Origin of the sequence: Chloracidobacterium thermophilum B (assembly GCF_000226295.1) — a bacterium.
In the GTDB taxonomy this organism is placed as follows: Bacteria; Acidobacteriota; Blastocatellia; order Chloracidobacteriales; family Chloracidobacteriaceae; genus Chloracidobacterium; species Chloracidobacterium thermophilum.
In genome coordinates, this window is the sequence record NC_016024.1 from 685325 (window position 1) to 709827 (window position 24503).

Annotated in this window: 24 protein-coding genes and 1 tRNA gene; 17 read left to right on the plus strand and 8 right to left on the minus strand. The window is 62.0% G+C overall.

The window, feature by feature from the left end; genetic code table 11:
* Positions 1-37 precede the first annotated feature (37 nt).
* Positions 38-1534, plus strand: coding sequence for a magnesium chelatase (locus CABTHER_RS02890; RefSeq protein ID WP_014099078.1), 1497 nt, complete (start codon positions 38-40; stop codon positions 1532-1534).
* A gap of 44 nt (positions 1535-1578) precedes the next feature.
* Here CABTHER_RS02890 and pxpB read toward each other — a convergent pair whose 3' ends face one another.
* Genes pxpB through CABTHER_RS02905 form a run of 3 tightly spaced genes read right to left on the minus strand, consistent with a single transcriptional unit; the run spans position 1579 to position 3459 of the window.
* Positions 1579-2325: a 5-oxoprolinase subunit PxpB gene (gene pxpB / locus CABTHER_RS02895; protein ID WP_228374064.1), complete on the minus strand. Its 747-nt coding sequence runs from the start codon at positions 2323-2325 to the stop codon at positions 1579-1581.
* 6 nt (positions 2326-2331) lie between these two features.
* On the minus strand, positions 2332-3111 hold the full coding sequence (locus CABTHER_RS02900; RefSeq protein ID WP_014099080.1) for a LamB/YcsF family protein: 780 nt from the start codon (positions 3109-3111) through the stop codon (positions 2332-2334).
* A gap of 33 nt (positions 3112-3144) precedes the next feature.
* Positions 3145-3459: a hypothetical protein gene (locus CABTHER_RS02905; RefSeq protein WP_148263913.1), complete on the minus strand. Its 315-nt coding sequence runs from the start codon at positions 3457-3459 to the stop codon at positions 3145-3147.
* A 95-nt stretch (positions 3460-3554) separates the two neighbouring features.
* Between CABTHER_RS02905 and rfaE2 the strand changes: the two genes are divergently transcribed.
* Entirely contained in the window at positions 3555-4052 is a 498-nt protein-coding gene (rfaE2, locus tag CABTHER_RS02910; RefSeq protein ID WP_014099082.1) for a D-glycero-beta-D-manno-heptose 1-phosphate adenylyltransferase, read from the plus strand.
* 38 nt (positions 4053-4090) lie between these two features.
* Here rfaE2 and CABTHER_RS02915 read toward each other — a convergent pair whose 3' ends face one another.
* Positions 4091-5377: a cation:proton antiporter gene (locus tag CABTHER_RS02915; protein WP_014099083.1), complete on the minus strand. Its 1287-nt coding sequence runs from the start codon at positions 5375-5377 to the stop codon at positions 4091-4093.
* 192 nt (positions 5378-5569) lie between these two features.
* Here CABTHER_RS02915 and CABTHER_RS15370 point away from each other — a divergent pair, with 192 nt between their 5' ends.
* From CABTHER_RS15370 to CABTHER_RS02930, 3 genes are all read left to right on the plus strand, one after another.
* Positions 5570-6055 carry a YkvA family protein gene (locus CABTHER_RS15370; RefSeq protein ID WP_014099084.1) on the plus strand — a complete coding sequence of 162 codons (486 nt, stop codon included), beginning with the start codon at positions 5570-5572 and terminating at the stop codon, positions 6053-6055.
* Between the two features lie 261 nt (positions 6056-6316).
* Positions 6317-6514 carry a hypothetical protein gene (locus CABTHER_RS16940; protein WP_148263914.1) on the plus strand — a complete coding sequence of 66 codons (198 nt, stop codon included), beginning with the start codon at positions 6317-6319 and terminating at the stop codon, positions 6512-6514.
* A 126-nt stretch (positions 6515-6640) separates the two neighbouring features.
* On the plus strand, positions 6641-7000 hold the full coding sequence (locus CABTHER_RS02930) for a hypothetical protein (protein ID WP_041569047.1): 360 nt from the start codon (positions 6641-6643) through the stop codon (positions 6998-7000).
* On the opposite strand, the gene CABTHER_RS02935 is transcribed toward CABTHER_RS02930, so the two are convergent.
* On the minus strand, positions 6978-7844 hold the full coding sequence (locus CABTHER_RS02935) for an ABC transporter permease (RefSeq protein ID WP_014099087.1): 867 nt from the start codon (positions 7842-7844) through the stop codon (positions 6978-6980). The genes CABTHER_RS02930 and CABTHER_RS02935 overlap by 23 nt on opposite strands.
* Before the next feature lie 262 nt (positions 7845-8106).
* Complete coding sequence (locus tag CABTHER_RS16945; protein WP_148263915.1) at positions 8107-8376, minus strand: hypothetical protein; 270 nt, start codon at positions 8374-8376, stop codon at positions 8107-8109.
* A gap of 243 nt (positions 8377-8619) precedes the next feature.
* On the opposite strand from CABTHER_RS16945, the gene CABTHER_RS02945 reads away from it, so the two are divergent.
* The 5 genes from CABTHER_RS02945 (at position 8620) to CABTHER_RS15375 (ending at position 14479) form a co-directional block, all read left to right on the plus strand.
* Complete coding sequence (locus CABTHER_RS02945; RefSeq protein WP_014099089.1) at positions 8620-9432, plus strand: hypothetical protein; 813 nt, start codon at positions 8620-8622, stop codon at positions 9430-9432.
* A 319-nt stretch (positions 9433-9751) separates the two neighbouring features.
* Entirely contained in the window at positions 9752-10828 is a 1077-nt protein-coding gene (locus tag CABTHER_RS02950) for a DNA adenine methylase (RefSeq protein ID WP_014099090.1), read from the plus strand.
* A gap of 58 nt (positions 10829-10886) precedes the next feature.
* Complete coding sequence (locus tag CABTHER_RS02955) at positions 10887-11981, plus strand: DNA adenine methylase (protein ID WP_014099091.1); 1095 nt, start codon at positions 10887-10889, stop codon at positions 11979-11981.
* A 16-nt stretch (positions 11982-11997) separates the two neighbouring features.
* Positions 11998-12810, plus strand: a complete 813-nt coding sequence (locus tag CABTHER_RS02960) for a CPBP family intramembrane glutamic endopeptidase (RefSeq protein ID WP_187288402.1) — start codon at positions 11998-12000, stop codon at positions 12808-12810.
* Between the two features lie 103 nt (positions 12811-12913).
* A complete protein-coding gene (locus CABTHER_RS15375; RefSeq protein ID WP_014099093.1) occupies positions 12914-14479 on the plus strand; it encodes a hypothetical protein in 1566 nt (521 codons plus the stop codon).
* A 40-nt stretch (positions 14480-14519) separates the two neighbouring features.
* Here the strand turns inward: CABTHER_RS15375 and CABTHER_RS02970 are convergent.
* Together CABTHER_RS02970 and CABTHER_RS02975 are read right to left on the minus strand one after the other, a co-directional pair.
* A tRNA-Glu gene (locus CABTHER_RS02970) sits at positions 14520-14595 on the minus strand.
* A 36-nt stretch (positions 14596-14631) separates the two neighbouring features.
* Positions 14632-16065: a S41 family peptidase gene (locus tag CABTHER_RS02975; RefSeq protein ID WP_187288403.1), complete on the minus strand. Its 1434-nt coding sequence runs from the start codon at positions 16063-16065 to the stop codon at positions 14632-14634.
* Positions 16066-16263: 198 nt separating this feature from the next.
* On the opposite strand from CABTHER_RS02975, the gene CABTHER_RS02980 reads away from it, so the two are divergent.
* The 7 genes from CABTHER_RS02980 (at position 16264) to CABTHER_RS03010 (ending at position 24503) form a co-directional block, all read left to right on the plus strand.
* Complete coding sequence (locus tag CABTHER_RS02980) at positions 16264-16635, plus strand: PilZ domain-containing protein (protein ID WP_014099095.1); 372 nt, start codon at positions 16264-16266, stop codon at positions 16633-16635.
* 15 nt (positions 16636-16650) lie between these two features.
* Positions 16651-17802, plus strand: a complete 1152-nt coding sequence (locus CABTHER_RS02985) for an RcgR family putative quorum lactone hydrolase (RefSeq protein ID WP_014099096.1) — start codon at positions 16651-16653, stop codon at positions 17800-17802.
* A gap of 93 nt (positions 17803-17895) precedes the next feature.
* Positions 17896-18900: a PstS family phosphate ABC transporter substrate-binding protein gene (locus CABTHER_RS02990; RefSeq protein ID WP_014099097.1), complete on the plus strand. Its 1005-nt coding sequence runs from the start codon at positions 17896-17898 to the stop codon at positions 18898-18900.
* A 23-nt stretch (positions 18901-18923) separates the two neighbouring features.
* Complete coding sequence (gene pstC, locus CABTHER_RS02995) at positions 18924-19829, plus strand: phosphate ABC transporter permease subunit PstC (protein WP_014099098.1); 906 nt, start codon at positions 18924-18926, stop codon at positions 19827-19829.
* Positions 19826-20779, plus strand: coding sequence for a phosphate ABC transporter permease PstA (gene pstA, locus CABTHER_RS03000; protein WP_014099099.1), 954 nt, complete (start codon positions 19826-19828; stop codon positions 20777-20779). The genes pstC and pstA overlap by 4 nt, the downstream gene beginning before the upstream one ends.
* Before the next feature lie 20 nt (positions 20780-20799).
* A complete protein-coding gene (gene pstB / locus CABTHER_RS03005; protein WP_014099100.1) occupies positions 20800-21609 on the plus strand; it encodes a phosphate ABC transporter ATP-binding protein PstB in 810 nt (269 codons plus the stop codon).
* A 152-nt stretch (positions 21610-21761) separates the two neighbouring features.
* Positions 21762-24503, plus strand: a complete 2742-nt coding sequence (locus tag CABTHER_RS03010; RefSeq protein WP_041569048.1) for a M16 family metallopeptidase — start codon at positions 21762-21764, stop codon at positions 24501-24503.

Consider the following 24503-nt stretch of genomic DNA (forward strand, 5'->3'; position numbering starts at 1 on the left):
CCCGGCATTTTGACCGTCCCTTACAGGTTTTGTTGCCATGGCTTTGCCTGCTACTTTCGGTGAACTCAAAAACAGCCCGTGGGGTGATCCCGCCCGGTGGCGTCGCTCGGTCAAGGACGAAATGCGCGCCAACCTCATCGCCAAGCTTGAACGTGGCGAAAAAGTCTTCCCCGGCATTGTAGGGTATGAAGATACTGTTGAGCCTCATCTGATCAACGCCATCCTGTCACGCCACAATCTGATCCTGCTGGGACGGCGAGGGCAGGCGAAAAGTCGCATTTTGCGTTCCCTGACCAGCCTGCTCGATGAGGTCATGCCCATCGTGGCCGGCTCGGAGATCAACGACAACCCCTTTGCGCCCATCAGCGCCTACGCGCAGCGCGTCCTGGACGAACAGGGGGATGCGACGCCCATTGCCTGGCGGACACGCGCGGAACGGTACATCGAGAAACTGGCCACGCCGGACGTGACCATCGCCGACATCATCGGGGACATTGACCCCATCAAGGCGGCAAAGAGCGGCAACCTGCTCAGCGACGAGACCACCATGCACTTTGGTCTTCTGCCCCGGGCCAACCGCGCCATCTTTGCCATCAACGAGCTGCCTGACCTGGCCGGTAAAATCCAGGTCGGGCTGTTCAACATCATGCAGGAAGGGGACGTGCAGATTAAGGGCTTTCCCGTCCGGCTCAAGCTGGATGTTGCCCTGGTGTTTTCGGCCAACCCTGAAGACTACACGGCGCGCGGCAAAATCATCACGCCGCTCAAAGACCGGATTGGTTCGGAAATCCTGACCCACTACCCACAGACCGTTGAGGAAGGCGTGCGGATCACGGCGCAGGAAGCTTGGACTGACCGCCCGTCCCGCGCGCCGATCCACATCCCGAAGTTCATTCGGGAAATCGTGGAAACCATTGCGTTTGTTGCCCGTGAAGACCAGCGGATTGACCGCCGGTCGGGCGTCAGCCAGCGATTGCCCATCTCGTTGCTCGAAAATGTCGTCAGCAGCGCCGAGCGCCGGGCGTTGCGCCACCACGAAACCATCATCGTGCCGCGCATTTCGGACATCTACGCTTCACTGCCGGCGATCACCGGCAAAATCGAACTGGAGTACGAAGGCGAACAGGTCGGCGCGGAACGCATTGCCCGCGAACTCATCCGAACTGCCTGCGGACGGGTTTATGATAACTACCTGGCGCTGGCCGAAACCGGGCGCATCGTCGAGTGGTTCAATCAGGGCCATAGCCTGAAGGTGTCTGAGGCAGATTCTTCAGCGGCGATACTGGAAAAGATGCGCGCTATTCGGACACTTATCGAAGTTGCCGAAATGGGCGGCTACGCCGAAGGCCGCACGCCGGCGCACCTGGTTTCGGCTGCCGAGCTGATTCTGGAAGGGCTGCACGCCCAGCGCAAAGTCAGCCGTTCGGAAGAGCGTGGCTACGGCAAGGCCGCTCCGGCTGACCGGCGGCGCGGTCGGCGTGGCGACGACGAGGATGACTTCAGCAACTGGGGTGGTTTTGGAAGCCTCAACTAGCAAGTCCCTTGTGTGGAAGCCGCCGAATGCCTTTGCAGAAGGCGTCAGCGCCATTCGCCCTTGGCTTCCGATGCCAATGCCGCCAGCCACTCCTCGTAAGGTATCGGGTAGAAACAAACTTCATCGCCGGGCTGCAAGCGCGCTGGCTGCGGCGCAAAAGGGTCAAACATCCGTACCGGCGTCCGTCCGATGAGTTGCCAGCCGCCGGGTGATGTCGTCGGGTAAATGCCGGTTTGACGCCCGGCGATGCCAACGCTGCCGGCCGGCACATGTGGGCGCGGCGTCGGACGGCGCGGTGTGGCAATCCGCTCATCCACAAGTCCCAGGTAGGCAAAACCTGGCAGAAAGCCCAGCATGAAAACCCGATAGACCGGGGCGGTGTGGCGGGCGATGACTTCTTCAACGCACAGACCGTGCTGCTGTGCCACGAAAGGCAAATCGGGTCCACAACGAAGGTCATAGCACACGGGCAATGTGATTCGCCGCCGGGAAAAGCCGTCCGCCGGGGGCAGATCACGGAGTAATCCCTCGATGTGGCTGATGACGGCCGCCTGGGCGCTGGGATATGTCGGGTAGGCGCGGGCTACCCGGTCGGGCGCGTAAAACACGCCGAGCGAAGCATAGGCCGGGACGGTTTCCCGAAGTCCGGCAAAGGGTTGTGCTGCCAGCGCCTGATCGAGCCGGCATACCTGTTCGTGCAGTGCCGGTGAAATGGCCTGTCCGAACTCAACCGTCAGCGCATCGTCGGCAATGGGAAACAGGCGCATCCTGGTCAGCAGTGGGCTGGGCAACGATGTTTACCCATTGGCCGGATACCCGTTGGTCGGAGCTGCGATGCGTACGCCGTCGGCTTCGAGGGCACGCCGGATGGCCCGCGCAAAATCGAGCGCGTGGGGGCCGTCGCCGTGCAGACAGAGCGTGCCTGCCCGCAGTGCCACGACGTGATTCTGCGCGGCAATGACGGACTGCTGATGAACGATGCGCCGGGCCTGGGCCACGGCTTCGTCCACGTCCGCGATGAGCGCGTCCGGCCGGGAGCGCGGCACAAGCGTTCCTTCCAGGGTGTAGCGCCGGTCGGCAAAGGCTTCCCCAACCGCCCGCAGTCCGATCTTTTCGGCTTCCGCCACCAGGCAGCTCCCGGCCAGTCCGTACAGGATGAGTCCGGGATTGATGCACTGTACGGCCCGGGCAATGGCCGCGGCACAGTCGGCATCGCGCGCGGCGCGGTTGTACAGTGCGCCGTGGGGTTTGACGTGATGCAGGCGTCCGCCCAAGGCGCTGCACATCCCCTGAACGGCGGCGACCTGATAGAGCACGCAGTCGAAGACTTCTTCGGGAGTGAGCGCCATGTCACGGCGTCCAAAGCCGAGCAGGTCAGGATAGCTTGGATGCGCCCCGATAGCGACGCCCTGCGCCAGCGCCCGCTGAATACTTGCCCGCAGCGTGTGTGGATCGCCAGCGTGGAAGCCGCAAGCCAGATTGACGGATGAGACATAGGGCAGAATGGCTTCATCCGCGCCCATAGACCAGGCGCCGAAGCTTTCGCCCAGGTCGGCATTCAGATCAATCGTTACCATGTTCGGCTTGATGACCGGTTCAGTACTGGGGCCTTACCGGTCGTTGGGCTTCCGATCTTCCTTTTTCCGGTCGTTTTTGTCGTCCTTGCGGTCGTCGTCCTTCAACTTTTTGTCAATGTAGCGCGGCTCTTTTTTCTTGTCGTCTTTCCTGTCGTCGGCTTTGTCCTTCTTGTCCCTGTCGTCCCGGTTCTGAATGCCGGCCGCAAGACGCAGCGCCGCCGTGCTGTCCGCCAGAACGACGTGGGAAACGGGTATGGGGGAAGGGCCCTCGTGAGAAAGTGCAGCGAGGCCCAAAAAACAACTCACCACAACGAACAGCCTGACAATGCTACGCCTGCGGAATGTCATGATGTCCTCAACGGGCGACACTTTACCGGAGTGGGATGCCAGGCAACGTTCGGCCGGTTGCATAAGCGCCCTGGCTTTTGGTGAACTGTCACCGTATGCATACCGCCGATAAAGTGTGTTCTCTAACAGAACTCGCGGCGCGCGTCACGGCCTGGCGGCGCGAGGGCAAGCGGATTGTGCTGGCGAACGGGTGTTTTGACCTGCTGCACGTCGGTCACGTGCGGTATCTGCAGGCGGCGCGGGAACAGGGCGATGTGCTGGTTGTCGGCGTCAACGGCGATGCCGCTGTGCGTGAACTCAAAGGACCCGGACGGCCGGTGATGCCTGATGTCGAGCGGGCTGAAATCCTGGCTGCGCTGGCCTGCGTGGATGCCGTGGTGATCTTTCACGAGCGCACGGTGGAAACCCTGCTGTGGACGCTGCGCCCGGAAGTTCACGCCAAAGGGACGGACTACCGCCCGGAGACCGTCCCCGAACGCGACATTGTCCGGGCGTATGGCGGGCAGGTGGCGATTGTCGGCGACCCCAAAGATCACTCGACAAGCACCCTGCTCCAGCAGCTCTGTGCCAGACTGCTGCCTGATCGGTCGTAAGCACGTCGTGTCCCGGCTGCAACGTCCGGTGCAGGTTTTCAGGCTGTCCCGCCGGCCGGCTCGGCGTCCACATCGTCCGGCGTCGGCCCCTGGGCTGCGACAAAGTACGCCACGAGCCGCCCCACCGTCAGCCCCTGCACGAGAATCGAGAAGACCACCACCACGTAGGTGGCGGCCACGATGATGTCCCGCGCCGGAGAAGGGGGCAGCGCCAGCGCCAGGGCAATCGAAATTCCGCCGCGCAAACCGCTCCAGGTGAGAATGCGAATCGTGCCCGGCGGAAGCCACTGCCGCAACCGCAGCGTCGTAATTGTCAGTCCGACCCCGGCCGCCCGTCCGACCAGAGAGGCCACTGTTGCCAGCAGTCCGATGACGAAGTAGGAGGGCTGAAGGGCAATGACGATGAGTTCGAGGCCAATCAGGAAAAACAGCACGGCGTTGAGAATTTCGTCAATCAGTTCCCAGAAGACATCGAGACGCAGGCGCGTTTCTTCGGACATGGCCTGGATGCGCGCCCGATTGCCGATGAACAGACCGGCCACGACCACGGCAATCGGCGCCGACAGGTGAAGCGTCTCGGCCAGGGCATAAGTGCCCGTCACCAGCGCCAGGGTGATCAGCACCTCGACCTGGTAGGCATCCACGGTCTTGAGCATCAGGTAAGCGGCCCAGGCCAGGACAAAGCCCAGCACCGCGCCCCCAATGGCTTCCTGGACAAAGAGTTTGGCGACGCCAGCGGCACTCAGGGATTCCGGCCGCCGGTACACTTCCAGCAGGGTGAGAAACACCACAACGCCAACACCGTCGTTGAAAAGCGATTCTCCCGCAATCTTGGTTTCAAGCTGTTTCGGGGCACCCACCCGTTTGACAATGCCCAGCACGGCAATGGGGTCGGTAGGCGCAATCAATGCTCCAAACAGCAACGCTTCCAGGTAGGTGAGCGGCAACCCCAGAAACCCGGTGGCATAGTAAAACAGCGTCCCGGTGACGAACGTCGAGAGCACAACGCCCACGGTTGAGAGAATTCCAACCGGATACTTGGCCAGCCGGAGGTCTTCGACGTGAACGTGCAGCGCGCCGGCAAAAAGCAGAAACCCCAGCATGCCGTGCAACAGCACGTCGCCGAAGTCAATCGAACTGACAAACTGGGCAAAGCTCCGCAACGGGATGAGACCCATTTCACCCAGGATGACCAGCACGACCGAAATGAGCAGGGAAATAGCCATCAGCCCAATCGTTGCCGGCAGGCGAATCCAGCGGATGTTGACATAGGCTGCCAGGGCTGCCAGCGTGAGCAGGATGGCTATCGTGTGGTAGGCAGACATCGGTATTGTTCCTGTGGTGAGATGTTCAGCACTCTGGCTTTGGGCGGAACATATTGGTTCAGGTCGGCAAAGGCTGTGCCGAAAGCCACACGGTTTACAGGTGCGTATGGCATCAAGCCATGCCAAAATCGAGGCGAGGTTGGTTATGGCTCCAGTTTTGACTATTGGGTTGGCATCAGAGGTAAGCATCACATGACTGACCGTGTATTGCATCCGCCGGTTTCGCTCGAAGCCACGAATGGCAGGCATCAGGGGGAACTCCATCAGGCTGAGCGTCTGTCCGCCAAATCTTCGGGCCGGCTGCGCCGTCTGGCGCGTGAAGCCCTGCGTTTTCTGCCCAACCTGCTCAAGCTGGCCTACCGTCTGGCACGTGACCCGCGCGTTCCACAGGCGGACAAGATCATTCTGGCGGCCACGATTGCCTACGTGCTCACCCCGCTCGATGTGTTTCCCGATTTCATCCCGTTCTTCGGGCAGATTGACGACAGCTACCTGCTCGCGGTCGCCCTGTTGCGCCTGCTCAGCCGGACGCCCGGCGAGGTGTTGGCCGAACACTGGGAAGGCCCCGGCGACATTCGCCCCCTGCTCAACCGGATCATCGTGCTGACGACTTTTTTCCTGCCCAAGCGGGTGCGGCGGGTGGTCGTGGCGCAGGTCGAGCCGTTGACGCAACCCTGAGTTGGCTGATTTCCGCAGTCTATGCTGCGGCCGTACTGACTGAAGTCAGAGCAGCCGCTCATGCCAGAACTGCCACCCAGCCGTGGATGGGGCTGGGGGCGGGAAATCAGCCGTGACAGGCTGAACATTCAAATCACAACCCAATCGAAAGAAAACAAGGACGGTTCGGAGTGGAGACTGCCGGGCCTTGACGGCAAACGTGTTATTTTGTACCTTTGTTTTGAAAATCGTTTTCATTTTCCCGAAAGGCGGCCACAACCCATGACCTTCTCCCCGGCAGTGGACATCCGCATCTATGTCACGGAGTGGGGTGATGTCCGCATCGAGACCCCGCACTGGCGACATACCCTGCCCCCGGCTGATTTTGTGCGTTGGCTCCGGTCTGCCCGGTCAGACCGTCCGCGCGCTGTGAACCCGGCCCGGCTGCCGAACGGTCTGCGGCGTGAATCCGGGCGTTGACCGGATGCTGCTGTTTCCGGTCATCGTGTTTTGGGGTTGGTGACGACGGCGCTGCCCCTCTCCTCTCACCAGCCGTTTTTCCGGCGGCTGCTTGCGTACGGTTGGTACGCGGAAAGGTTTTCTGCCATGACACCATTTGAGCATCTGACCAGCGCCGCTTTGGCGTGTTCGCACCAGCGGGCATTTGTCGGGGGCGTCGTCCAGCACCCACAAACCGGGAAGTTCCAGCTCTGGTTTTTGCCGACCGGACGGGACATTGAGCCACTGCGGGCTTACGAGTCACAGGCGCAGGCGGCCGCCAGCTATCACGCTTTGCGGCGCGCGTTTTCGAGCGGAAATCCAACCCGTCTGGCTGAAGCCTTTGCGGCTGTGTCGGCCACCGGTGAAGCCCCGGCGTCATTTCCGCCTGATTTTCTGGAACGCCTGCGCCTTGGCGTGCAGAAAGCGCTTGCGGCGCGTGGGATCACCGTCTGTTTTGCACCGTAGCCGGTGGGCGTTGGAGGCGGGCGGTGACCTGGTTGATGACGACAGCCATCACCGCGACACCGGCCAGCAGCAGCAGCGTCACCGCCGCGCCAAACGGCTGGTTGCGCTGGAAAAACTGATTCCAGATCACATTGCCAAGCAGGATGCTTTTGGCGCCGCCAAGCAGATCGGCGACGACAAAGTTGCCCAGGCTCGGAATGAACACGAGGGCGCTGCCGGCAATCAGTCCCGGACGCGACAAGGGAACGATGACCTTCCAGAACGTCACCCACGGCGTTGCGCCCAGGTCGGCCGCCGCATCGAGAAGCTGCCGGTCGAGTTTGTCGAGGCTGGCGACCAGCGGAATGATCATAAAGGGCAGTTCACCGGCGACGAGTCCGATGAACACGGCCAGGTCGTTGTAAAGCAGCGGAAGCGGCTCGCGGATGAGACCCAACCCAAGCAGCGCCGTGTTGATAATGCCCTCGGTACGCAGCAGATGTGTCCAAGCGAAGGTGCGTACCACAAGGCTCGTCCACAGCGGAATGACCGTCAGGGTCAGGAGCAGCGGTTTCCAGCGCGGCCTGACCTGGAAGGCCAGGAAAAGCGCCACGGGATAGCTGAGGACGATACAGACCAGCGTGACAACGACAGCCATCCAGAGCGAGCGCCAGTAAATGGCCAGGTACATCGGCTCCAGGGCCTGCCGGAAGTTGGACAGCGTCCACGTCCAGGCAATGTTGCCGTAGGTTGTGCGGCTGGCGAAGGACTGCCTGGCGACGATGACAAGTGGCAGGAAACCCAGGAGAAACAGCCAGATCGTGGCCGGCGCCAACAGTCCGGCCCGCCATGCGAAACGTTGCACCGTTGGCCTCGCTGACCTCCCGCAAACCTTTGCAAGATAAGGTGACAATGAAAGCTAATCCTTTTGCCCAGCGTTTGAAAAGCACAACCAGGTAAACCGTCAAGGGTGTACCGTTGGCTGGCTGTCTGCTGTTTCGGTGTTTGGGTGGGCACTGGGTGGTGTCGTGGCCGGCCTTTCTTACCAGAGCGTGGCTTGGTGCAGAGAGTCTTGCTGTTCTATAGCGATTTAATTGACATTACTATTTCTTTCTGGCAAGCTGCCTTCAGAACAAGCTGCCTTCAGAACAAGCTGCCTTCAGAACAAGCTGCCTTCCCTTGTAGGTTAGGTAGCTTTCAATCCAGGAGATCAGCTTGTTCGTTGACCAATGCTTGTTCCAAAGGAGAACCTTGCCGATGCAATCTGCAATGCGATTTGGATTGCTGCTTGTTATGAGCGTGTGGCTTTGTTCGGTCTCAGGGTTGGCAAGCACAGGCCCATCAGAATTGCCCAACCCATCAGAGCCATCAAAATCAGAGCCATCAAAAAAAGACACCTGGCAAGTCGTTGGAGGCCAGGGTTGGAGGCTAGGGGAGGATACAACGCCGACCCTTTGAGCATAAATTGCCACATCGAATACTGGAGTGCTGAACAATCTGGCAACTGCATAAGTTTCTTTGCCATCGTGAACTGTGGCACCTTTTTTGCGCCAGAAATTAGTATCTGTTCAGCCTCAGTCTGTTTTGGCAACCCGGGGTCTGTCACATTGATTTGTTCTTGATAGGGAGGTGTTCTGAAGATGAGACACATCAAAACTGGACTGTTTTTGTTGGCGGCAGGCTTTTTTCTCATTGGCACCGGCGGTACGGCACTGGGGCAGCGCCGGGCTGTTGAACACCGTATGGAGATTCAGGTGACGAACCAGACGATTAATGTTGGGGAGCGGCTCACCATCCGAATTGACGGTGTCCAGCCGAATGACATGATTAACCTTGCCCCCAAGGAACAGACTACAGCCCAGGTTGCAGCCGGCATCATGGTGCCAGCGCCAGGACGTGTCACGACGCTGGGCATTGGCTCTACCTCACCGTTGCCCGATGGCGCTCTGTCCGTAACGCCATCTGAAGTACGCATCACGCGGGCCACGAACTGGACGGGCAACCTGTTCTTCCATGTTGATGTGCCGATGCAGACCCAGGTGACTTTGGTTATCAATGACCAGCCATTGCTCAACGCCAGGCTGTCCGCACCGGTTGCCTTCTGGCGGGAAGCCTTTCACCCAGGCTTCTCCATCGCCCCGGAGACCTTTGTGCGTGCTACCTTGCCAAACATTGACCGGGAAGAGCGGATTCGCCCGGAGGAGGAAGCCTATCGCGTGCCGCCCTCCAAGGTGCAGGTGCTCAAGCGGGTACTGCCGTCTTCCGACACGGCACGGGAGTTGCTGGTGGCTTTCCGCGTGAATGAGCAGGGGCAGGTGTTTGCCGCACACGTACTGACCCACGATCCCCAGGCTGCGGCGTATGCCGAAAACTTCAAGCAGTGGGTGTTTGCGCCGTACGTCGTGGATGGCAAGCCCGTGCCTTTCCTGACGGTGATGAAAGTTTCGTTCTGATTCCCGGCGGAGAGGCAAGCCGGGTTGCATGAAATCAGGCCGAAGCTGCCCTGTGGAAGGGTGGCTTCGGTCTGGCTGTTTTTGGCAGGGCTTGCCGTAAAGCCAGCGGCTTGAACCGGTAACGCATCCGGCGCGTCCCTGAACGTTTGGTGGATGAGATACGGACGGGTGTTATACTCGTTTCCCATAAACCCAGCTTGATGCCAGTCTGTGGTTGCCAGAAGCTTCACGTCCGTACAATTGCCGCAGGCGGGTCTCTGGGTGACTTCCATACCGCCGGGCTTGCTCTGCACGTGAGCAGGCTGCCAAGGTCCGGGCTGTGAACTACATTGGTAGCAAGTTCTCGCTTCTTTCCTTTCTGGAAACGCACATTACGCAATTCTCCACGCCGGATTCGGGTTGGACATTTTTCGATATATTTTCGGGAACAGGCGTTGTCGGAAGGCACTTCAAAAAGCTTGGATTCCATATCGTCGCCAATGACATTCAGTATTACAGCTACTGTCTCAACCGGGCATACATAGGCATCAACTGCCAGCCAGGGTTCATTGGCATTGTGGAGCATCTGCCACAGCCGGCTGGTCTTTCGCAGTATGACGCCGTTGATGTCGTTCTGGATTATCTGAACAGGCTGACGGGAGTTGAAGGCTTCATTTACCGGAATTACTGTCCGGGCGGTACGGCCGGAAAAGATTTTCCCCGTCAATACTTCACAGACGAAAATGGAAAACTCTGTGACGCCATTCGCCTTCAAACAGAAGACTGGCATCGGGATGCTTTCATTTCAGACGATGAGTATTTCTATCTGCTGGCCAGCCTGATTGAAGCCATGGACAAGGTTGCCAACACGGCTTCGGTCTATGGCGCGTTTCTCAAGCACGTGAAGCCAAGCGCACGCAAGCCGCTCCGGCTGGAAAGGCTTGAAATTATACCCGATAACAGGTTGCATCGAGTGTACAATTGCGACGGGGGCGAACTGGCAAGCAAGGTGCAATGTGACATTCTCTACATTGATCCTCCCTACAACCAGCGCCAATACTGCACGAACTACCATGTTCTGGAAACCATCGCAAAATATGACCATCCACAGCTTTATGGCATTACGGGACTGAGGGACTACCGTCACCAGAAATCAGATTTCTGCAATTCTGCAAAGGCTCTTCAATCGCTTGAAAGGCTGATTCGGGAAACAAGTGCAAAATATGTCTTTCTGAGCTACAACAGCGAAGGTCTCATGCGTGAAGATGAGATTATCAGGATGATGAGCCAATACGGGGTAGTGGACTTGAGAAAAGAGGATTACCGCCGGTTCAGAGCCGATATAGACCGGGAAAACCGCAGATACCGGGCAGACAGTGTTACCGAGTACCTGTTTTGCCTGAAAAAGGCCAGGTAACGAAATCAACCGGGCCGGCTTTTTTGAAAGAGGACGGCACTGCACAGGGAACGTCTGAATGATCAAGTACATCGGCTCCAAACGAACCCTCATCCCGCTCATTCTGGAAACCATCCGCCGGGCGACAAACGCCCGAACCGTTCTTGACCCCTTTTCCGGGACGGCCCGCGTCGGGCATGCGCTCAAGGCAGCCGGCTACCGTGTGCTCTCCAACGACCACAATGCCTACGCCGCCGTCCTGGCGCGCTGCTACGTCCAGGCCGATGCCGAAGATGTCCTCGAAGACGCTCGCAAACTCGTCCGGGAGTTCAATGCCCTCAAAGGCACACCGGGCTATTTCACCGAGACGTTCTGCATCCGGTCCCGCTTCTTCCAGCCCAAAAACGGCGAACGGATTGACGCCATCCGCGAAGCCATTGCCGCCAGGGGGCTTGACCCGGAGTTGGAAGCCGTCATGCTCGTCTCCCTGATGGAAGCGGCCGACCGCGTGGATTCCACGACCGGCGTGCAGATGGCCTATCTCAAAAGCTGGGCGCCACGCTCGTACAACGACCTCGAACTGCGTGTCCCGAATGTGCTCCCGCGCGCCCGGTACGGCAAAGGGCAGGCCACCTGTCTTGATGCCCTCGATGCCGTCCGTCGCTTTGCGGCTGATGTGGCCTACCTTGACCCGCCCTACAACCAGCATTCCTATCTGGGGAACTACCACATCTGGGAGTCGCTCGTGCGGTGGGACAAACCCGAAGTCTATGGCGTCGCATGCAAGCGCGTGGACGTACGCCAGCGCCGCAGTGTCTTCAACGCCCGTTCCCGGTTTACGGCTGCCCTGCACACCCTGCTGACAGCCGTGCAGGCACCGATCATCATCGTGTCGTTCAACGATGAAGGTTACGTGACGCGCCAGGACATGGAAGCCATGCTGCGGTCGCTGTGGAACGGCGCCGGGCAGGTCACGACCATCGAGAAGGATTTCAAGCGGTATGTCGGGGCGCAGATTGGCATTTATAACCCACGTGGGGAAAAGGTGGGTGTGGTCAGCCATCTGCGGAACCGGGAATTTCTCTACGTGGCATCCCGCGAAGACCTTGCGCCGGCGCTGATGTCTGTCACGGCTGCACAGCATCGGCAGGGCTGGCTGTTCGGTGAATCTTAGTGTGAGGACTATGCCCGTGTTTCGCCGTTGGGTTGCAACCAGACCAGTTGCCTGCTTCTTTGGCCTGACAGTTCTGCTCTCCTGGTCGTACTGGTTGACGCTGCTTGCCAGCGGGCAACAGGTTCGTCCGGGGTCATCCGCCACGCATCTGCCAGGCTTGTTGGGACCTCTGGTGGCAGCCGTCATCATCACCTGGCTGGCATTTGGGCAAGCCGCCCTGCTGGCGTTCATAAAAAGCGCCCTCGTGCTGCCGCACCCCCGTTTTCAAAATGCTCTCCTTGCCTCGTCGCCGCTTCTGATTGCCGGCGTCACCTTCCTGGGGCTTGCTGCCGCAGGTGGGGAACTGCCGTCCCGGCAAGCGTTTTGTGCCTATCCAGGCGCTCCGGCGGACACCCCGTTGCTGATACTTCTGCCGGCTGTGCTGCTTCTCAACGGTTATGGAGAGGAAGCCGGTTGGCGTGGCTTTGCCACGCGGCATCTTGCTCCAAAGCTTGGAAGATTTCGCGCCACGCTGGTCGTGGCATCTGTCTGGGCGGTCTGGCACGCGCCGCTCTTCTGGCTCAATGCGAGTATGCAGGCGCTGGTCGGGCCGGTCCTGCTGGGGTGGGGCTTCGGGCTGTTGTGCGCGGCTTTTCTGCTCGCCGGCCTATACTTCCTTTCCCAGGAAAGTGTTCTGGTCGTTGCCGTGTGGCACACGCTCTACAACTTCACCGTCGCCACTCCGGCCGGAACTGGCACGCCGGCTGCCCTCATCACGACGGTGGTGATCGTGTGGGGAGCCTGGTTCGCGTTTGTGTGGAGCCGTGAACCCAACAGCTCGAACGCATGACCTTTTCCGCCCAGACGAATGGATCGCCGCGACGTGGTTGTTTTCTGGTAAGGTGTTGCCCTGAAAGGCAACCATGGCTGTTGTGGGGAATGGGCGATCCGGTATGGAGACCACGGTCAGACATCGTGTAGCTCCGGCTGCTGACCCGGCGGCCGACCTCCATGGGCTGACGGCGCACCTCGCGGCGCTTTCGCCAACGGGCGGACGCTTCCGCGTGCAGGTCATCACCCCACATGGTTCCAGTCGTGGCGACTACCACGTGGAATGTGCTGTCAACTACGGCAAGCTGACGGTGACATACTGGGGGCCAAACGGTTCCGCTTGCTGGCGGGTCGAACGCTACGCACGGCATGGCACGGCGCTCCGGCTCGATGTTTCCCGGCGGGTCGGAGCCGAGCGCGGACAGCTCATCATCACCTCCCCGGATGAAGCCCCGGACGAAGCTCCGCCGGAGGCTTTTCCCACGCCGGACATGACACGGTGGAAAGCTTGCGTCCGAACGTGGCTCAACCGAAACCTCCCGGCCGGTGTGCGCATCACCAGCCTGCGCCAGTGGCGGCATCCGTCGCCGGTGGCAGGCTGGCAGGCGCAGTCTGGTAATGCTACCTGGCTGGTGTTCACGACGACCGATCCAACGGCCCTGCGCCAGCTTCTGGGAAATGCCATGCAGGCGCTCGACGCGCTGCCGGCCGCAACCCATCTCTGGCTGTTGCTGCCGCCAGACAGCCGGGTGGAGCTGTTGCCGTTTCTGTCCCTGCTGCACGTGCCGCAGGTGAGGCTCTACGAAGCCGCGCCCGACTGGTCAGCCGTGCATCCGCTCGCGCCCGGCCACCAGTTGCCGCTCATCACCGAGCCCGTCCGGCTGTGGCGCTACCGTCCGCCCACGCCAGCCGAACTCCAGTACCTGCGCCAATGGTTTGGCGATGCTCTGGATACCCACTGCGAAGTTGTCCCGGCCGGAGGCAGCACGCTATCCGTCCGGTGGTACGGGCTGGAATGCGCCCGGTTGCAACGCTGTGTGGTGGCCGAAGAAAAGGCAGCCGGGCGCACAACACCGGCCCTGCGTTTTGGGTTGACGACGCTGGGCCAGCCAAGCCGTCCGTTGACCGCCCGGAACCAGGCTGATTTCCACGCGCTGCTGGAAATGCTCAACCGCTACCGGACGCCGACGGCGCGGGAAGTTGGGCATCCGCTCTACCGCGCCCACCCGGAACGCTGGCTGGACGTGGCGGTGCGCCGTCAACTGCACCTTATTGACGAGGCTCTGGATTCGGCGCACATCCGCGTGCAGGCACCGCACTTCAGCCGCGATACGCTGGGGCTGGCTGATTTCGTCACGCTGACCCACACCGGCCGGCTGGCCGTGGTAGAACTCAAAGCCGACGCCGATGCCGACTTCATCTGGCAGGGGCTGACCTACTGGCTGCGGGCTGTCCATCACTGGCGGCAGGGGGATTTCTTGCGCCGGGGCTACTTTGCCGGTGCGCAGCCGGACCGCTGCGCCCTGCCTCACCTGTACCTGCTGGCGCCGACGCTGCGGTTTCATCCCACCGTCCGCACGGTTGCCCGGCGGCTGCGCGCCGACCTGCCGGTGACGCTGGTGGGCGTCACCGAGCGGTGGCGGCAGTCTCTGCGGGTCGTTTTTCGGGAGTGCTTCGGTGACTTCTGACAGCCCCGAAAGTGAAAAAGCCGCCGGAAGCGGCGGCGGGTGGTGTCTCGTACGGGAGTCGAACCCGTGTTACCGCCGTGAAAGGGCGGTGTCCTAGGCCACTAGACGAACGAGACGCAAGTGCTTTGAAAAGAACATCCAAAAGGGCCGTCTCAAAAAACGAATGCGCAATTGGCCATGACCGTGGATTGACTGTCAAGCCCGATAGTTCCCAGATTGTGCTTCCCGGCGCTGTGGCAGGTTGCCCCGGCTGGCAAAGGCAGGTGAGGCGTCCGGCCAAGCTGAGGCAGGCCGTCGGGCAGAACGTTCAGCCCGGAGCGTTGTCCCTGGCGCTTCAAGGTCAGCGCAAGCTGCTGCAGGGCATAGCGCAGATCAACATCAACATTCCGGCGTACGTCTTCAAGGGTCAGCTTGACGGTGACATCGGGCGTGACGCCCTGCCCTTCGAGCCGTACGCCGCGCACCGTGCGGTAGTCGCGGATGCTGATCTGCACTTTGCCGCCATCCGGGAGTGGTTCCTGGATGCTGGCCAGTACGGCCCCGGCCGTCCGCCGTCCGATGACCGTGCCGCGCCCAGTTTCCTGAACGGCCGCGGCGAAAATTTCGGCGGCGCTGGCCGAGTGTTCATCAATCAACACGAGTACCGGCCCGGTATAGGCCTGCCGGTTGCCGCTGACGCGCATCCGCAGCGGCTTCTGGTTACGCTGGATGAAATCGCCAAAAACCACATCCTGGCGGTAAATGAGCCGCAGACAGTCGGCGAGCACATCGAGCAGTCCGCCGGTATTTTCGCGCAGGTCAAAGATCAGACCGGCAGCCTGTGGATTGGACGTGATGTGCTCTTCCAGCCAGTCGGCCGTCTTCGGTGCAAACTCGGTGAACCGCAGGTAGAGGACGCCATCAGGAAGGTACTGCACCCGTTGTTCCGGCGTCGTGGCGAAGGGACGGCAGATGACTTCAACCCGCTTGGGATGGTCATTTGAGTCAATGAGCTTGAGCTTTACGGACTGACCGATCTGGAAGCGTTGTCCCGGCTTGAAGCCGGTGAAGGGCTGCCCGTCCATTTCGGCTATGATCCAGCCCGGACGAATGCCGGCTTCGTGAGCGGCCGAACCGCCGAGCGTGTGCGTGATCACCCATTGCCCTTCGAGCTTGCGCAACTGGATGCCAAGACCAACCCGTGCGCCCTGCTTTTCTTCCCGTACGCGGCTGGGCGGCAGGGCGAAGGTATGTTGGTCGTCGAGTGTGGCCAGAAGCTGATTGATCGCACGGTAGAGGGTGGATTCATCCTTGGCCGCCAGTGCCTGTCGCCGGAATTGCTGGGTCAAATCCCGCCAGTTCGCACCGTGCAGCCGGGGGTCGTAGTACCGGCGCTCAATCAGCCGGCACACGGTGTCGAAAACCCGTGCATTCTGCTGGGCGCTGACCGTCGTTTCCCGGCTCGTTTCCCGGCTTGTCGCCAGAACCGGCGGATAGACCGGCCACGGGAAACTGCCGGCCAGCAGCAGCCCCAGCGCCACACCAAGGAATGTTCGCCAGAGGCGTTGGCTGCACCTGCCTTGGCTTGATGGAAAACGATGCTGCATAGTCAAGCCCCGGATAACAGACCGTTGAGGGAGACAGATGAAACTAAGGCCGATCATCTGGTTTTGGCAACGGAAAGCTGGAAAAGCATCGCCGGGCTGTGGTTGCATAAAGGGTTGTGCAGGTTGACCCGGAAAAATCATGAAGGCCAAACCCCGGCATGCGACGCTTGACCAACAAAGGGGAAGTTCAGACGCGATATGATGGAAACCGACGAGTCAAAGTTTGAAAGCATGCGGCGTGAAAACCGGTTGTCGTGCCACCTGCCCGCCGTCGTCGAAGGGCGTGACAAGAATGGTCTCAAACGGGATACCACTGCCCGGTGTGTTTCGATCAGTCGGCGTGGCGCCTGTGTCATCACTCCGCTGGAAGTCACGGTTGGCGAGAAACTCACCCTGGCGCTGCCGAGCGTCAATGCCGAGCGCAAGGAAATGATGGTCGTCGCGTGGATTCGGGAATTTGAAGGCCAGCGGCACGTCGGTCTGGGACCGATTGACGAGGATACCTTCGTCATTTTCAGCGATGCCGCCGTAACGGGCGGGGCCGCCGGTGAAGCTTCGGCAGCCGGTTAGGAGCAGCCGGCTGCCATGCTGAAGCGCCTCATTCAGTCCTGGGAACTCCGGCTGTCAAAGGTGGACCGCCACCGGCGTGCTTCACCTTTTGCCTGGGGACTCGACCACCTCACCAGCCACAGCGAGCACCTGCCGGCGCCCCTGCCGGTGGCCGATTTTCCCCATCCGCCGGACTTTCTGCGCGAGTACGTCCGGCAGACCCTCGCTGCCGCAGAACGTTTTTTCACGCCGCCGCCCCTTGCACAGTGGCATCTCCATGACGGGTGGCTGACCTTTCCCAGCTCAATCCAGACCCCGGACGAACCCAACAACCTGGCGTGGGCGCGTTACTTTCCGGTTCGGGAACGGCCGGGCGCAACAACCCGCCCGCCGGTTGTGCTGGTGCTTCCCCAGTGGAATGCCGACTACGCCAGCCACGTTTCGGTCTGCCAAGGGCTGAATGCCTTTGGCATTGCGTCCGTCCGGTTGAGTCTGCCCTACCACGGCAGCCGGCGGCCCGTGCATCAGGTACGCGCTGATTACATGGTCAGCCCCAACCTGGGGCGTACCCTCCAGGCCGTCCGGCAGGCCGTTCACGAAGTGCGGCTCGTGCTCGACTGGCTCGAAAGCCAGGGCTACCACCGCTTCGGCATCATCGGGACGAGTATCGGCTCCTGTGTGGCGTTTCTGGCCTACGCCTTTGACCCACGCCTGCAGGTTGCGGCGTTCAACCACGTGTCGAGCTACTTTGCCGACGTGGTCTGGACCGGCATTTCCACCAGCCACGTCCGGGCCGGGTTGGAACAGCACGTCACCCGCCATGACTTGCGCGAGTACTGGCTGCCGATCAGCCCTTTCCCCTACATTGAGCGGCTGGGCCGCCCGGAAAACCGGAGCAAAAAGACCCTGCTCATCGCGGCGCGCTATGACATGACGTTCCTGCCGCACCTGACCCGCCATGCCCTGAGCGAGTTTGAGCGCCACCGCGCGCCGTACACTTCGGCCTGGATGTACTGCGGCCACTACACCACCGGCGAAACGCCGTTCAAGTTCCACGACGGCTACCTGATGATCAACCACATGCGCAAGCATCTGAATCCGGGCGGCCATGTCGTGCGGCAGGCTCTGAAAAGCCAGCTTCCGGCAGTGCTGCGGCCACGCTCGCGGGCGCTTCGTCCGCCCGCGTAAGCCCTTGGTTGGTCTGCGCCTGTTACATCCCTGAAAAAGTGCCGTAACACCCATCACACTTGCTTGGCGCATCTTCCCGGCCGAGGTGCGCCTATGTGGTTTCAGTCCCTGTTGGTCGTCGGGCTGGCGCTGATGACGGTGACGGCCCCCTATTGCGCTCCGGCAGGGCGCGGTTTTCCGGTCATCCGCGTGGACGGCTCCAGCACCGTCTATCCACTGGCCGAAGCCGTCGCCGAGGAGTTCCAGCGGAACTATCCGGGCGTGCGCGTGACCATCGGCGTCTCCGGCACAGGCGGCGGCATGAAAAAGTTTTGCCGTGGAGAAACTGACCTGGCCACGGCTTCGCGCCCCATCGCCGCGTCCGAACGTGAAGCCTGTCGCCGGGCTGGACTGGCCTACTACGAACTGCCCATCGCCATGGATGCCATCGTTGTCGTCACGCATCCCGGCAACGTCCAGGTGTCGGCCATGACGCTCGATGAGTTACGGCGCATCTGGGCCCCTGAAGCCCAGGGACGCATCCGCCGCTGGTCGCAGGTCAACCCGGCGTGGGGCGACCGCCCGCTCAACCTGTACGGCGCCGGAACCGACTCCGGGACGTTCGATTACTTCACCGAAGTCGTCAACGGCAAGGCGCGGGCCAGTCGCGGCGACTACATGGCGTCGGAAGACGACAACGTGCTCGTGCAGGGCATTGCCGGCGATCCCAACGCGCTGGGGTACTTTGGCTTTGACATCTACTACGAAAACCGCGACCGGCTGCGTCCCGTCCCGATAGCGCGGGCTGCCGGCCAACCGCCCGTGACGCCGACCGTCGAGACAATCCTCTCCGGGGCGTATGCGCCGCTGGCGCGGCCGCTGTTCATCTACGTCAACGCGCGCTCCCTGGAACGCCCGGAAGTTGCCGACTTTGTTCACTTCTGGCTCGAACACGGTGCGGCGCTGGCGGACGAGGTGCACTGTGTGCCGCTGCCGCCGGAAGCCTACGCTGCCGTCCGTCAGCATCTGGCCAACGGGCGCGTCGGCAGCGTCTTCACCAATCGCCCGGCGGTGGCGGTTTCCATTCAGGATTTGCTGACCTGGCCGGCCGCGTTGTAGGCGGCAGCAGTGCTGAAACCGATATGCAAAAGCGACAGGGAAGCTGGCGACACTGGTGGGAAAGCGGCATCGAGTGGCTGCTGGCCGGCGCGGCCCTCGTGGCCGTGCTGACGACACTGGGCATCGCCGCTGTGCTGATTGGCGAGTCGCTGCCGTTTTTCAGGGTGGTTTCCTGGCGCAGCTTTCTCACCGACACGCAATGGACGCCGCTCTTTGCCGAGCCGCGCTTTGGCATTGGCGTTCTGCTGTCGGGCACCATCACCAGTTCCGCCGTGGCGCTGGCTGTTGCCATTCCCTGTGGCACGTGGCTGGCCCTGTATCTGTCGGAATTTGCCACGGGACGCTTCCGGGAAAGCGTCAAGCCCATCCTTGAACTGCTGGCTGGCGTGCCGACGGTGGTGTTCGGGTACTTTGCGCTCTACACCGTCACTCCGCTGCTGCAAAAGCTGTGGCCGGCGCTGCCTGGCTTCAATCTGCTCTCGGCCGGGCTGGTCATGGGCGTGATGATCGTGCCCTATGTGGCCTCGCTCAGCGAAGACGCCCTGCGGGCCGTCCCGATGAGCCTGCGCGAAGGCGCTTACGCTCTGGGTGCGACACGCCTGCAAGCGGCCTGGCAGGTGGTGCTGCCGGCGGCGTTTTCGGGCGTGGCGGCGTCGTACGTTCTGGGTGTCTCCCGCGCCATCGGCGAAACGATGATCGTGGCCATTGCGGCCGGACAGCAGCCGCGTCTGACCTTCAACCCACTCGAACCGGCGGCAACGATCACAACCTATATCGTCCAGGTCTCCAAGGGCGATGTGCCCTACGGCAGTCTGGGCTACCGGACGATTTTTGCAGCGGCGCTGGTGTTGTTCATCCTGACGCTGGTGTTCAACCTGGCGGCGGACTGGGTCCGCCGCCGACAGCGTTTTCAAGGGCGTGTCCTATGACCAACCCGGCGACGACCAACCCGGCGACGGCTGACCGTCTGTGTGACCGCGCCGCGGCGCGCATCCGGTGGGCCAGGCAGCTCGAACGGGGCTTTGTGCTGGCGGCCTGGGCGTTGTTGGGCCTGCTGGCGGTGGTGTTTCTGTCCCTGTTTGCCGGTGTGCTCCAGACGGGGTGGGAGCGTTTGCAGCCGGATTTCTTTCTGACCTTTGCTTCCCGCCGGGCGGCACAGGCCGGGATTCTGGCCGCCTGGGTCGGGACGCTGGTGGTCATGGCGGTGACGGCAGCCGTAGCCATTCCGCTTGGCGTGGCGGCCGGGGTCTATCTCGAAGAGTACGCCCGCCCGGGCCGCCTCACCACGCTGATTGAAGTCAACATTGTCAATCTGGCCGGTGTGCCTTCGATTGTCTATGGCTTGCTGGCGCTGGGGCTTTTCGTCCGCCTGCTGGGTCTGGGCGCGAGCATCCTGACGGCTGGCCTGACCTTGGGGCTGCTCATCCTGCCCATTGTTGTCGTGGCCACGCGCGAGGCCATCCGCACGGTGCCCCAGTCCATCCGGGAAGCGTCCTACGCCGTCGGCGCAACCCGCTGGCAGACGGTGTGGCAGCACGTCCTGCCGGCGGCGCTTCCCGGCATTCTGACCGGCATCATCATTGGCCTGGCGCGGGCCATCGGCGAAACCGCCCCGCTGGTGACAATCGGGGCCGTGACCTTCATTGCCTTTCTGCCACCTGCACCGTTCTCGCCCGAAGCGCCGTTTCTGTCGTTTGACTGGCTGTGGGCGCCGTTTACGGCGCTGCCGATTGTGACCTTTGACTGGACTTCCCGCCCCAATCCGGCTTTTCGCCCCAATGCGGCGGCGGCGGCGCTGGTGCTGACCTTTCTGACAGCGGTGATGAATGCCACGGCGGTCTGGCTGCGCTATCGGCTGCGCCAGCGGCAACTCTGGTAGCGTGGGAGGTTTTCCGGCCTATGAACAACAGCGTCCAGAGACAGCCGGCCAACAGCCATGAACCATCCCACGTTCTCAAGGCCGAAGCCCGCAACCTGAGTTTCTTCTACGGAGACAAAGCTGCCCTGCGGGAGGTCAACCTGCCGGTGCACGCCCGGCGCGCAACCGCCCTCATCGGCCCTTCAGGGTGTGGCAAAAGCACCCTGCTGCGCTGCTTCAACCGGATGCATGATCTCTATCCGGGGCATCGCTACCAGGGCGAAATCCGCCTCTATCCTGACGACATCAACCTGCTCGCCCCGGAAACCGATCCCATTCTGGTGCGGTCGCGCATCGGCATGGTCTTCCAGAAGCCGAATCCCTTTCCGAAGTCGGTCTTTGAAAATGTCGCCTACGGGCTGCGCCTGCGCGGCATCCGCCAACCTGCCGAACTGGAAGCACGGGTTGAACGCGCCCTGCGGGATGCCGCCCTGTGGGATGAAGTCAAGGATCGGTTGAAGGACTCCGCCTACGCGCTTTCCGGCGGACAGCAGCAACGCCTGTGTATCGCCCGTGCGCTGGCCGTTGAGCCGGAACTGTTGCTGTTCGATGAACCGACTTCCGCCCTGGACCCACTGGCCACGGCCAGCATCGAGGAACTGCTGCGCAACCTCAAGGTGCACGTCACCACGCTCATCGTCACCCACAACCTGCAGCAGGCGGCGCGGGTGGCCGAGTTCACCGCCTTTATGTATCTGGGTGAACTGGTCGAGTTCGGACCCACCGAAGTGCTTTTCAACGCACCATCCCAAAAACAAACCGAGGATTACCTCGCCGGACGGTTCGGCTAGGCAACGGCTTTTTTCACTGTGCCGTCAGATGCCATTATCTCTGCTCCGATGTATCAGGCCGGCAGCAACTTGCCGCCCGGACGCGGAACGGACTACGGTCACAGACCCGACACCAGTCCGGGGACACGCCGGACGGGTTTGGAAGGTTGCCTATGTCGTACGTACGTTGTGTCTGGCTGTTGTTGCTTCTCGTCGGTTGGGCAATGGGTGAGCCGGCGGCCGGTCAGACCCGCCGCCGAACGTCTCCGCCAGTGACATCGCCAGCCCCGGCGCCGGCCAAGCCGTCCCCCATTCGCGGACTCGTGGAGCAGACCCAGCGCGGTGTGCTGACGCTGATTCGGTTCAGCAACGGGTTGCGTCTGGTCTGTGGTGAACGGTACAGCACGGAACTGGTGGCCGTTGCGGCGCGGCTTGGTTTTGGTGACGCTGACGAACCGGAGACTGCATCCGGTGTGGCGTGGGTTGTCGCGCATGGGCTGCTGGCAGAAGCCGATGCAGCCGAACTGGCCGCCATTGGCGCTACGGTTGAAACCGTCGTCGAGGCACACGGGGCCACCCTGACCATCACCGCGCCAGCAAAGCATCTGGCAACTGCGGCCGGCGTGCTGCTGCGCGCGCTGGCACGTCTGGAGTTTTCCGAAGGGCAGCTTCAGAAAGGGCAGGTACAGGCCGCGCACCATCATCTGGAAAGTCGCCTGCATAGCGGCCATCTGTCCCGGTCGGCCTGGCTGGCGCTGGCTGCCGGACGCCAATCGGGTGTCCCCGACACAGAAGCCCACTTCAAAGCCATCAGCCTGGAAACGGCCCGCGCGTTTCACACGGCGCACATGTCGCCCCGCCGGACGGTGCTGGCCGTGACCGGGAACCTCAATCTGGCCGAGACGTTGCGCGTCGTCGCTGAGGTCAATGCCGGCTGGAAGCCGGAAGCCGCGGCTGCCACGCCCCGGACATTGACCGGCCGGCAGTACCGCGCCGACCGCGGCCCTCAAAACCACACCTGGGTTCACCTGGGCTACGTCCTGCCGACTCTGCGGGATGAGGAGCGCGCAGCGTTGGACATCATCCGCGCGGCTCTGGCGCTTGGCGTGCGTTCCCGGCTCCAGGATGCCTTGATTGAAAACCGCCAGATTGCTTCTGAAATCCAGACGCACCTCGAAGCCATGCCGCAGGGCGCAACCTTCTGCGTAGGTCTCAACGTGCAGCCGGAGCGCCTTGACCGGGCCGAGGCGCTGACGCTTGAAGCCATCGAGCGGTTGCGCCGGGAGCGCCTCTCAAACGGCGAACTTCAGCGGGCGCGGGCGCAGCTTGAACTCGAACGCGCCCTGGACGGCGACCGCCTTGGCGACTGGGCGCAGCAGCTCGCCCGGGTTGAATCCACTTCCGGGTTGGTGGCCTGGCTGGATGACCTCGACCGCATCGGTGAACTTGACGCCGAGCAGGTGCGTGCCGTCGCCGCCAGGCATCTTGTCGCCTCCCGGCTGGTCGTCCACGAGTACGAAGCCGTCACCGCACCGCTGCGCACGTTCACGCCGGAAAAGTTTTTCGAGACCGTCGGGCTGCTCGTGCCGGGAACGCTGGCGGCGGACATCCCGGCCGGTGAGACAACCGATGCCCCGGAAACAGTGGTCGTGCCCAGCAAGGCTCCGCCAAAGGCGAAGGAAAGCGGGTTGCCTGTCATCCTGCCCGCCGAACCGGTACGTGAATATGCGACCCTGCGCGGCCCGCGTGTGCTCGTGCGTCCTGATCCATCCAACCCGCTGGTGTCCATCGGGCTGTATTTTCAGGGCGGGCGCTTCATTGAAGATGAGCGGACTGCCGGGATAACCGAACTCATGCTGCGCGTCATGCGGCGCTACACGGCAAAACAGATGCCGGACGGCATCCTGGATGAACTGGAGCGCCTTGGCGGCCGCTTGCACGTTATCAACGAGCGCGATTTCTTTGGCTTTGAGCTGTGTGTGCTGGCGCGTCATGCCGAAGCCGCCCTGCGCCGGCTGGTGTCCATCGTCGAGCGGCCGGCTTTTGAGGCGGCTGGCGTCAAGACCGAGCGGGAACGGCTGCTGGCCGAGCAGAAAGCGGCCCGTCCTCTGGAGTTGGCCGTCTGGCTGGCCAGAAAGAGTCTGCTGCCGTCGCACCCCTATGGTTTCCCGGCACTGGGCGTCAACGGCACGGTACGCAGCTTTGATGAGAGCGCCGTGCAGCGGTGGTATGCCACAACTATACAGCGCCAGTTGCCGATTCTGGTCATCGTCGGCGGCACGCAAGGCTCAGCACTGGTGACGCGCGACATCACCGAGGGCTTTACGCGCCGCGAAACCGACACGTCCCTCAAGGCGCGCGTCGCGCAACCGGCGGCGTCTCCCATCGTCCAGGAAGTCACCACCGGAACGCGCGACATCGTGGCCTGCGCACTGGCGACACCGGGCGGACGGGAGGCCGACCACCGGTGGAACGTGTTGGCGGCCTGGCTGAACGACCACCTGAAGGCCAACGGTTCGGACCGGGAAGTGTTCCGGGTGCAGTTCAGCCCGGCGTTGCAGCTTGGTGAACTGCTGGTCATCGGGGAAGGTGAGCCGGAGGATGCGCCCGGAGTGACGGAGCGCATGGCACGCGCCCTGCGCGATCTTGCCAAACAGCCGCCGTCGGCCGATGCCTGGCGGCGTACGGTGCAGGAAGTGGCAACCCGTACAGCGGAGACGACGGATACCGTCCGGGGAAGAACCCGGGCCTATGCAACGGCAGTCTATCTGGGAAGTGCCGCTTCCGAGGTGGACACGGCTGCCGCTGGCATTCGCCAACTGCCCCTGCCGGAGGCTGAAACCTGGCAGGGCCTCACCATTGAGGCTGCCGGGCGCGGCCTTGTGCGCGGAACGCGGCTGGCGCGCCCAAAGTAA

Excerpts from the sequence above, each read along its gene's own strand:
- CABTHER_RS02905 (WP_148263913.1), bottom strand. The coding sequence starts at position 3,459 with ATGACATTCCGCAGGCGTAGCATTGTCAGGCTGTTCGTTGTGGTGAGT.
- CABTHER_RS02890 (WP_014099078.1), top strand. The coding sequence starts at position 38 with ATGGCTTTGCCTGCTACTTTCGGTGAACTCAAAAACAGCCCGTGGGGT.
- CABTHER_RS15375 (WP_014099093.1), top strand. The coding sequence starts at position 12,914 with ATGGAGACCACGGTCAGACATCGTGTAGCTCCGGCTGCTGACCCGGCG.
- CABTHER_RS02980 (WP_014099095.1), top strand. The coding sequence starts at position 16,264 with ATGATGGAAACCGACGAGTCAAAGTTTGAAAGCATGCGGCGTGAAAAC.
- CABTHER_RS02915 (WP_014099083.1), bottom strand. The coding sequence starts at position 5,377 with ATGTCTGCCTACCACACGATAGCCATCCTGCTCACGCTGGCAGCCCTG.
- CABTHER_RS02930 (WP_041569047.1), top strand. The coding sequence starts at position 6,641 with ATGACACCATTTGAGCATCTGACCAGCGCCGCTTTGGCGTGTTCGCAC.
- pstB (WP_014099100.1), top strand. The coding sequence starts at position 20,800 with ATGAACAACAGCGTCCAGAGACAGCCGGCCAACAGCCATGAACCATCC.
- CABTHER_RS02900 (WP_014099080.1), bottom strand. The coding sequence starts at position 3,111 with ATGGTAACGATTGATCTGAATGCCGACCTGGGCGAAAGCTTCGGCGCC.
- CABTHER_RS02945 (WP_014099089.1), top strand. The coding sequence starts at position 8,620 with ATGAGACACATCAAAACTGGACTGTTTTTGTTGGCGGCAGGCTTTTTT.
- CABTHER_RS02985 (WP_014099096.1), top strand. The coding sequence starts at position 16,651 with ATGCTGAAGCGCCTCATTCAGTCCTGGGAACTCCGGCTGTCAAAGGTG.
- CABTHER_RS02975 (WP_187288403.1), bottom strand. The coding sequence starts at position 16,065 with ATGCAGCATCGTTTTCCATCAAGCCAAGGCAGGTGCAGCCAACGCCTC.
- rfaE2 (WP_014099082.1), top strand. The coding sequence starts at position 3,555 with ATGCATACCGCCGATAAAGTGTGTTCTCTAACAGAACTCGCGGCGCGC.
- CABTHER_RS16940 (WP_148263914.1), top strand. The coding sequence starts at position 6,317 with ATGACCTTCTCCCCGGCAGTGGACATCCGCATCTATGTCACGGAGTGG.
- CABTHER_RS15370 (WP_014099084.1), top strand. The coding sequence starts at position 5,570 with ATGACTGACCGTGTATTGCATCCGCCGGTTTCGCTCGAAGCCACGAAT.
- pstA (WP_014099099.1), top strand. The coding sequence starts at position 19,826 with ATGACCAACCCGGCGACGACCAACCCGGCGACGGCTGACCGTCTGTGT.
- pstC (WP_014099098.1), top strand. The coding sequence starts at position 18,924 with ATGCAAAAGCGACAGGGAAGCTGGCGACACTGGTGGGAAAGCGGCATC.
- CABTHER_RS02955 (WP_014099091.1), top strand. The coding sequence starts at position 10,887 with ATGATCAAGTACATCGGCTCCAAACGAACCCTCATCCCGCTCATTCTG.
- CABTHER_RS02990 (WP_014099097.1), top strand. The coding sequence starts at position 17,896 with ATGTGGTTTCAGTCCCTGTTGGTCGTCGGGCTGGCGCTGATGACGGTG.
- CABTHER_RS03010 (WP_041569048.1), top strand. The coding sequence starts at position 21,762 with ATGTCGTACGTACGTTGTGTCTGGCTGTTGTTGCTTCTCGTCGGTTGG.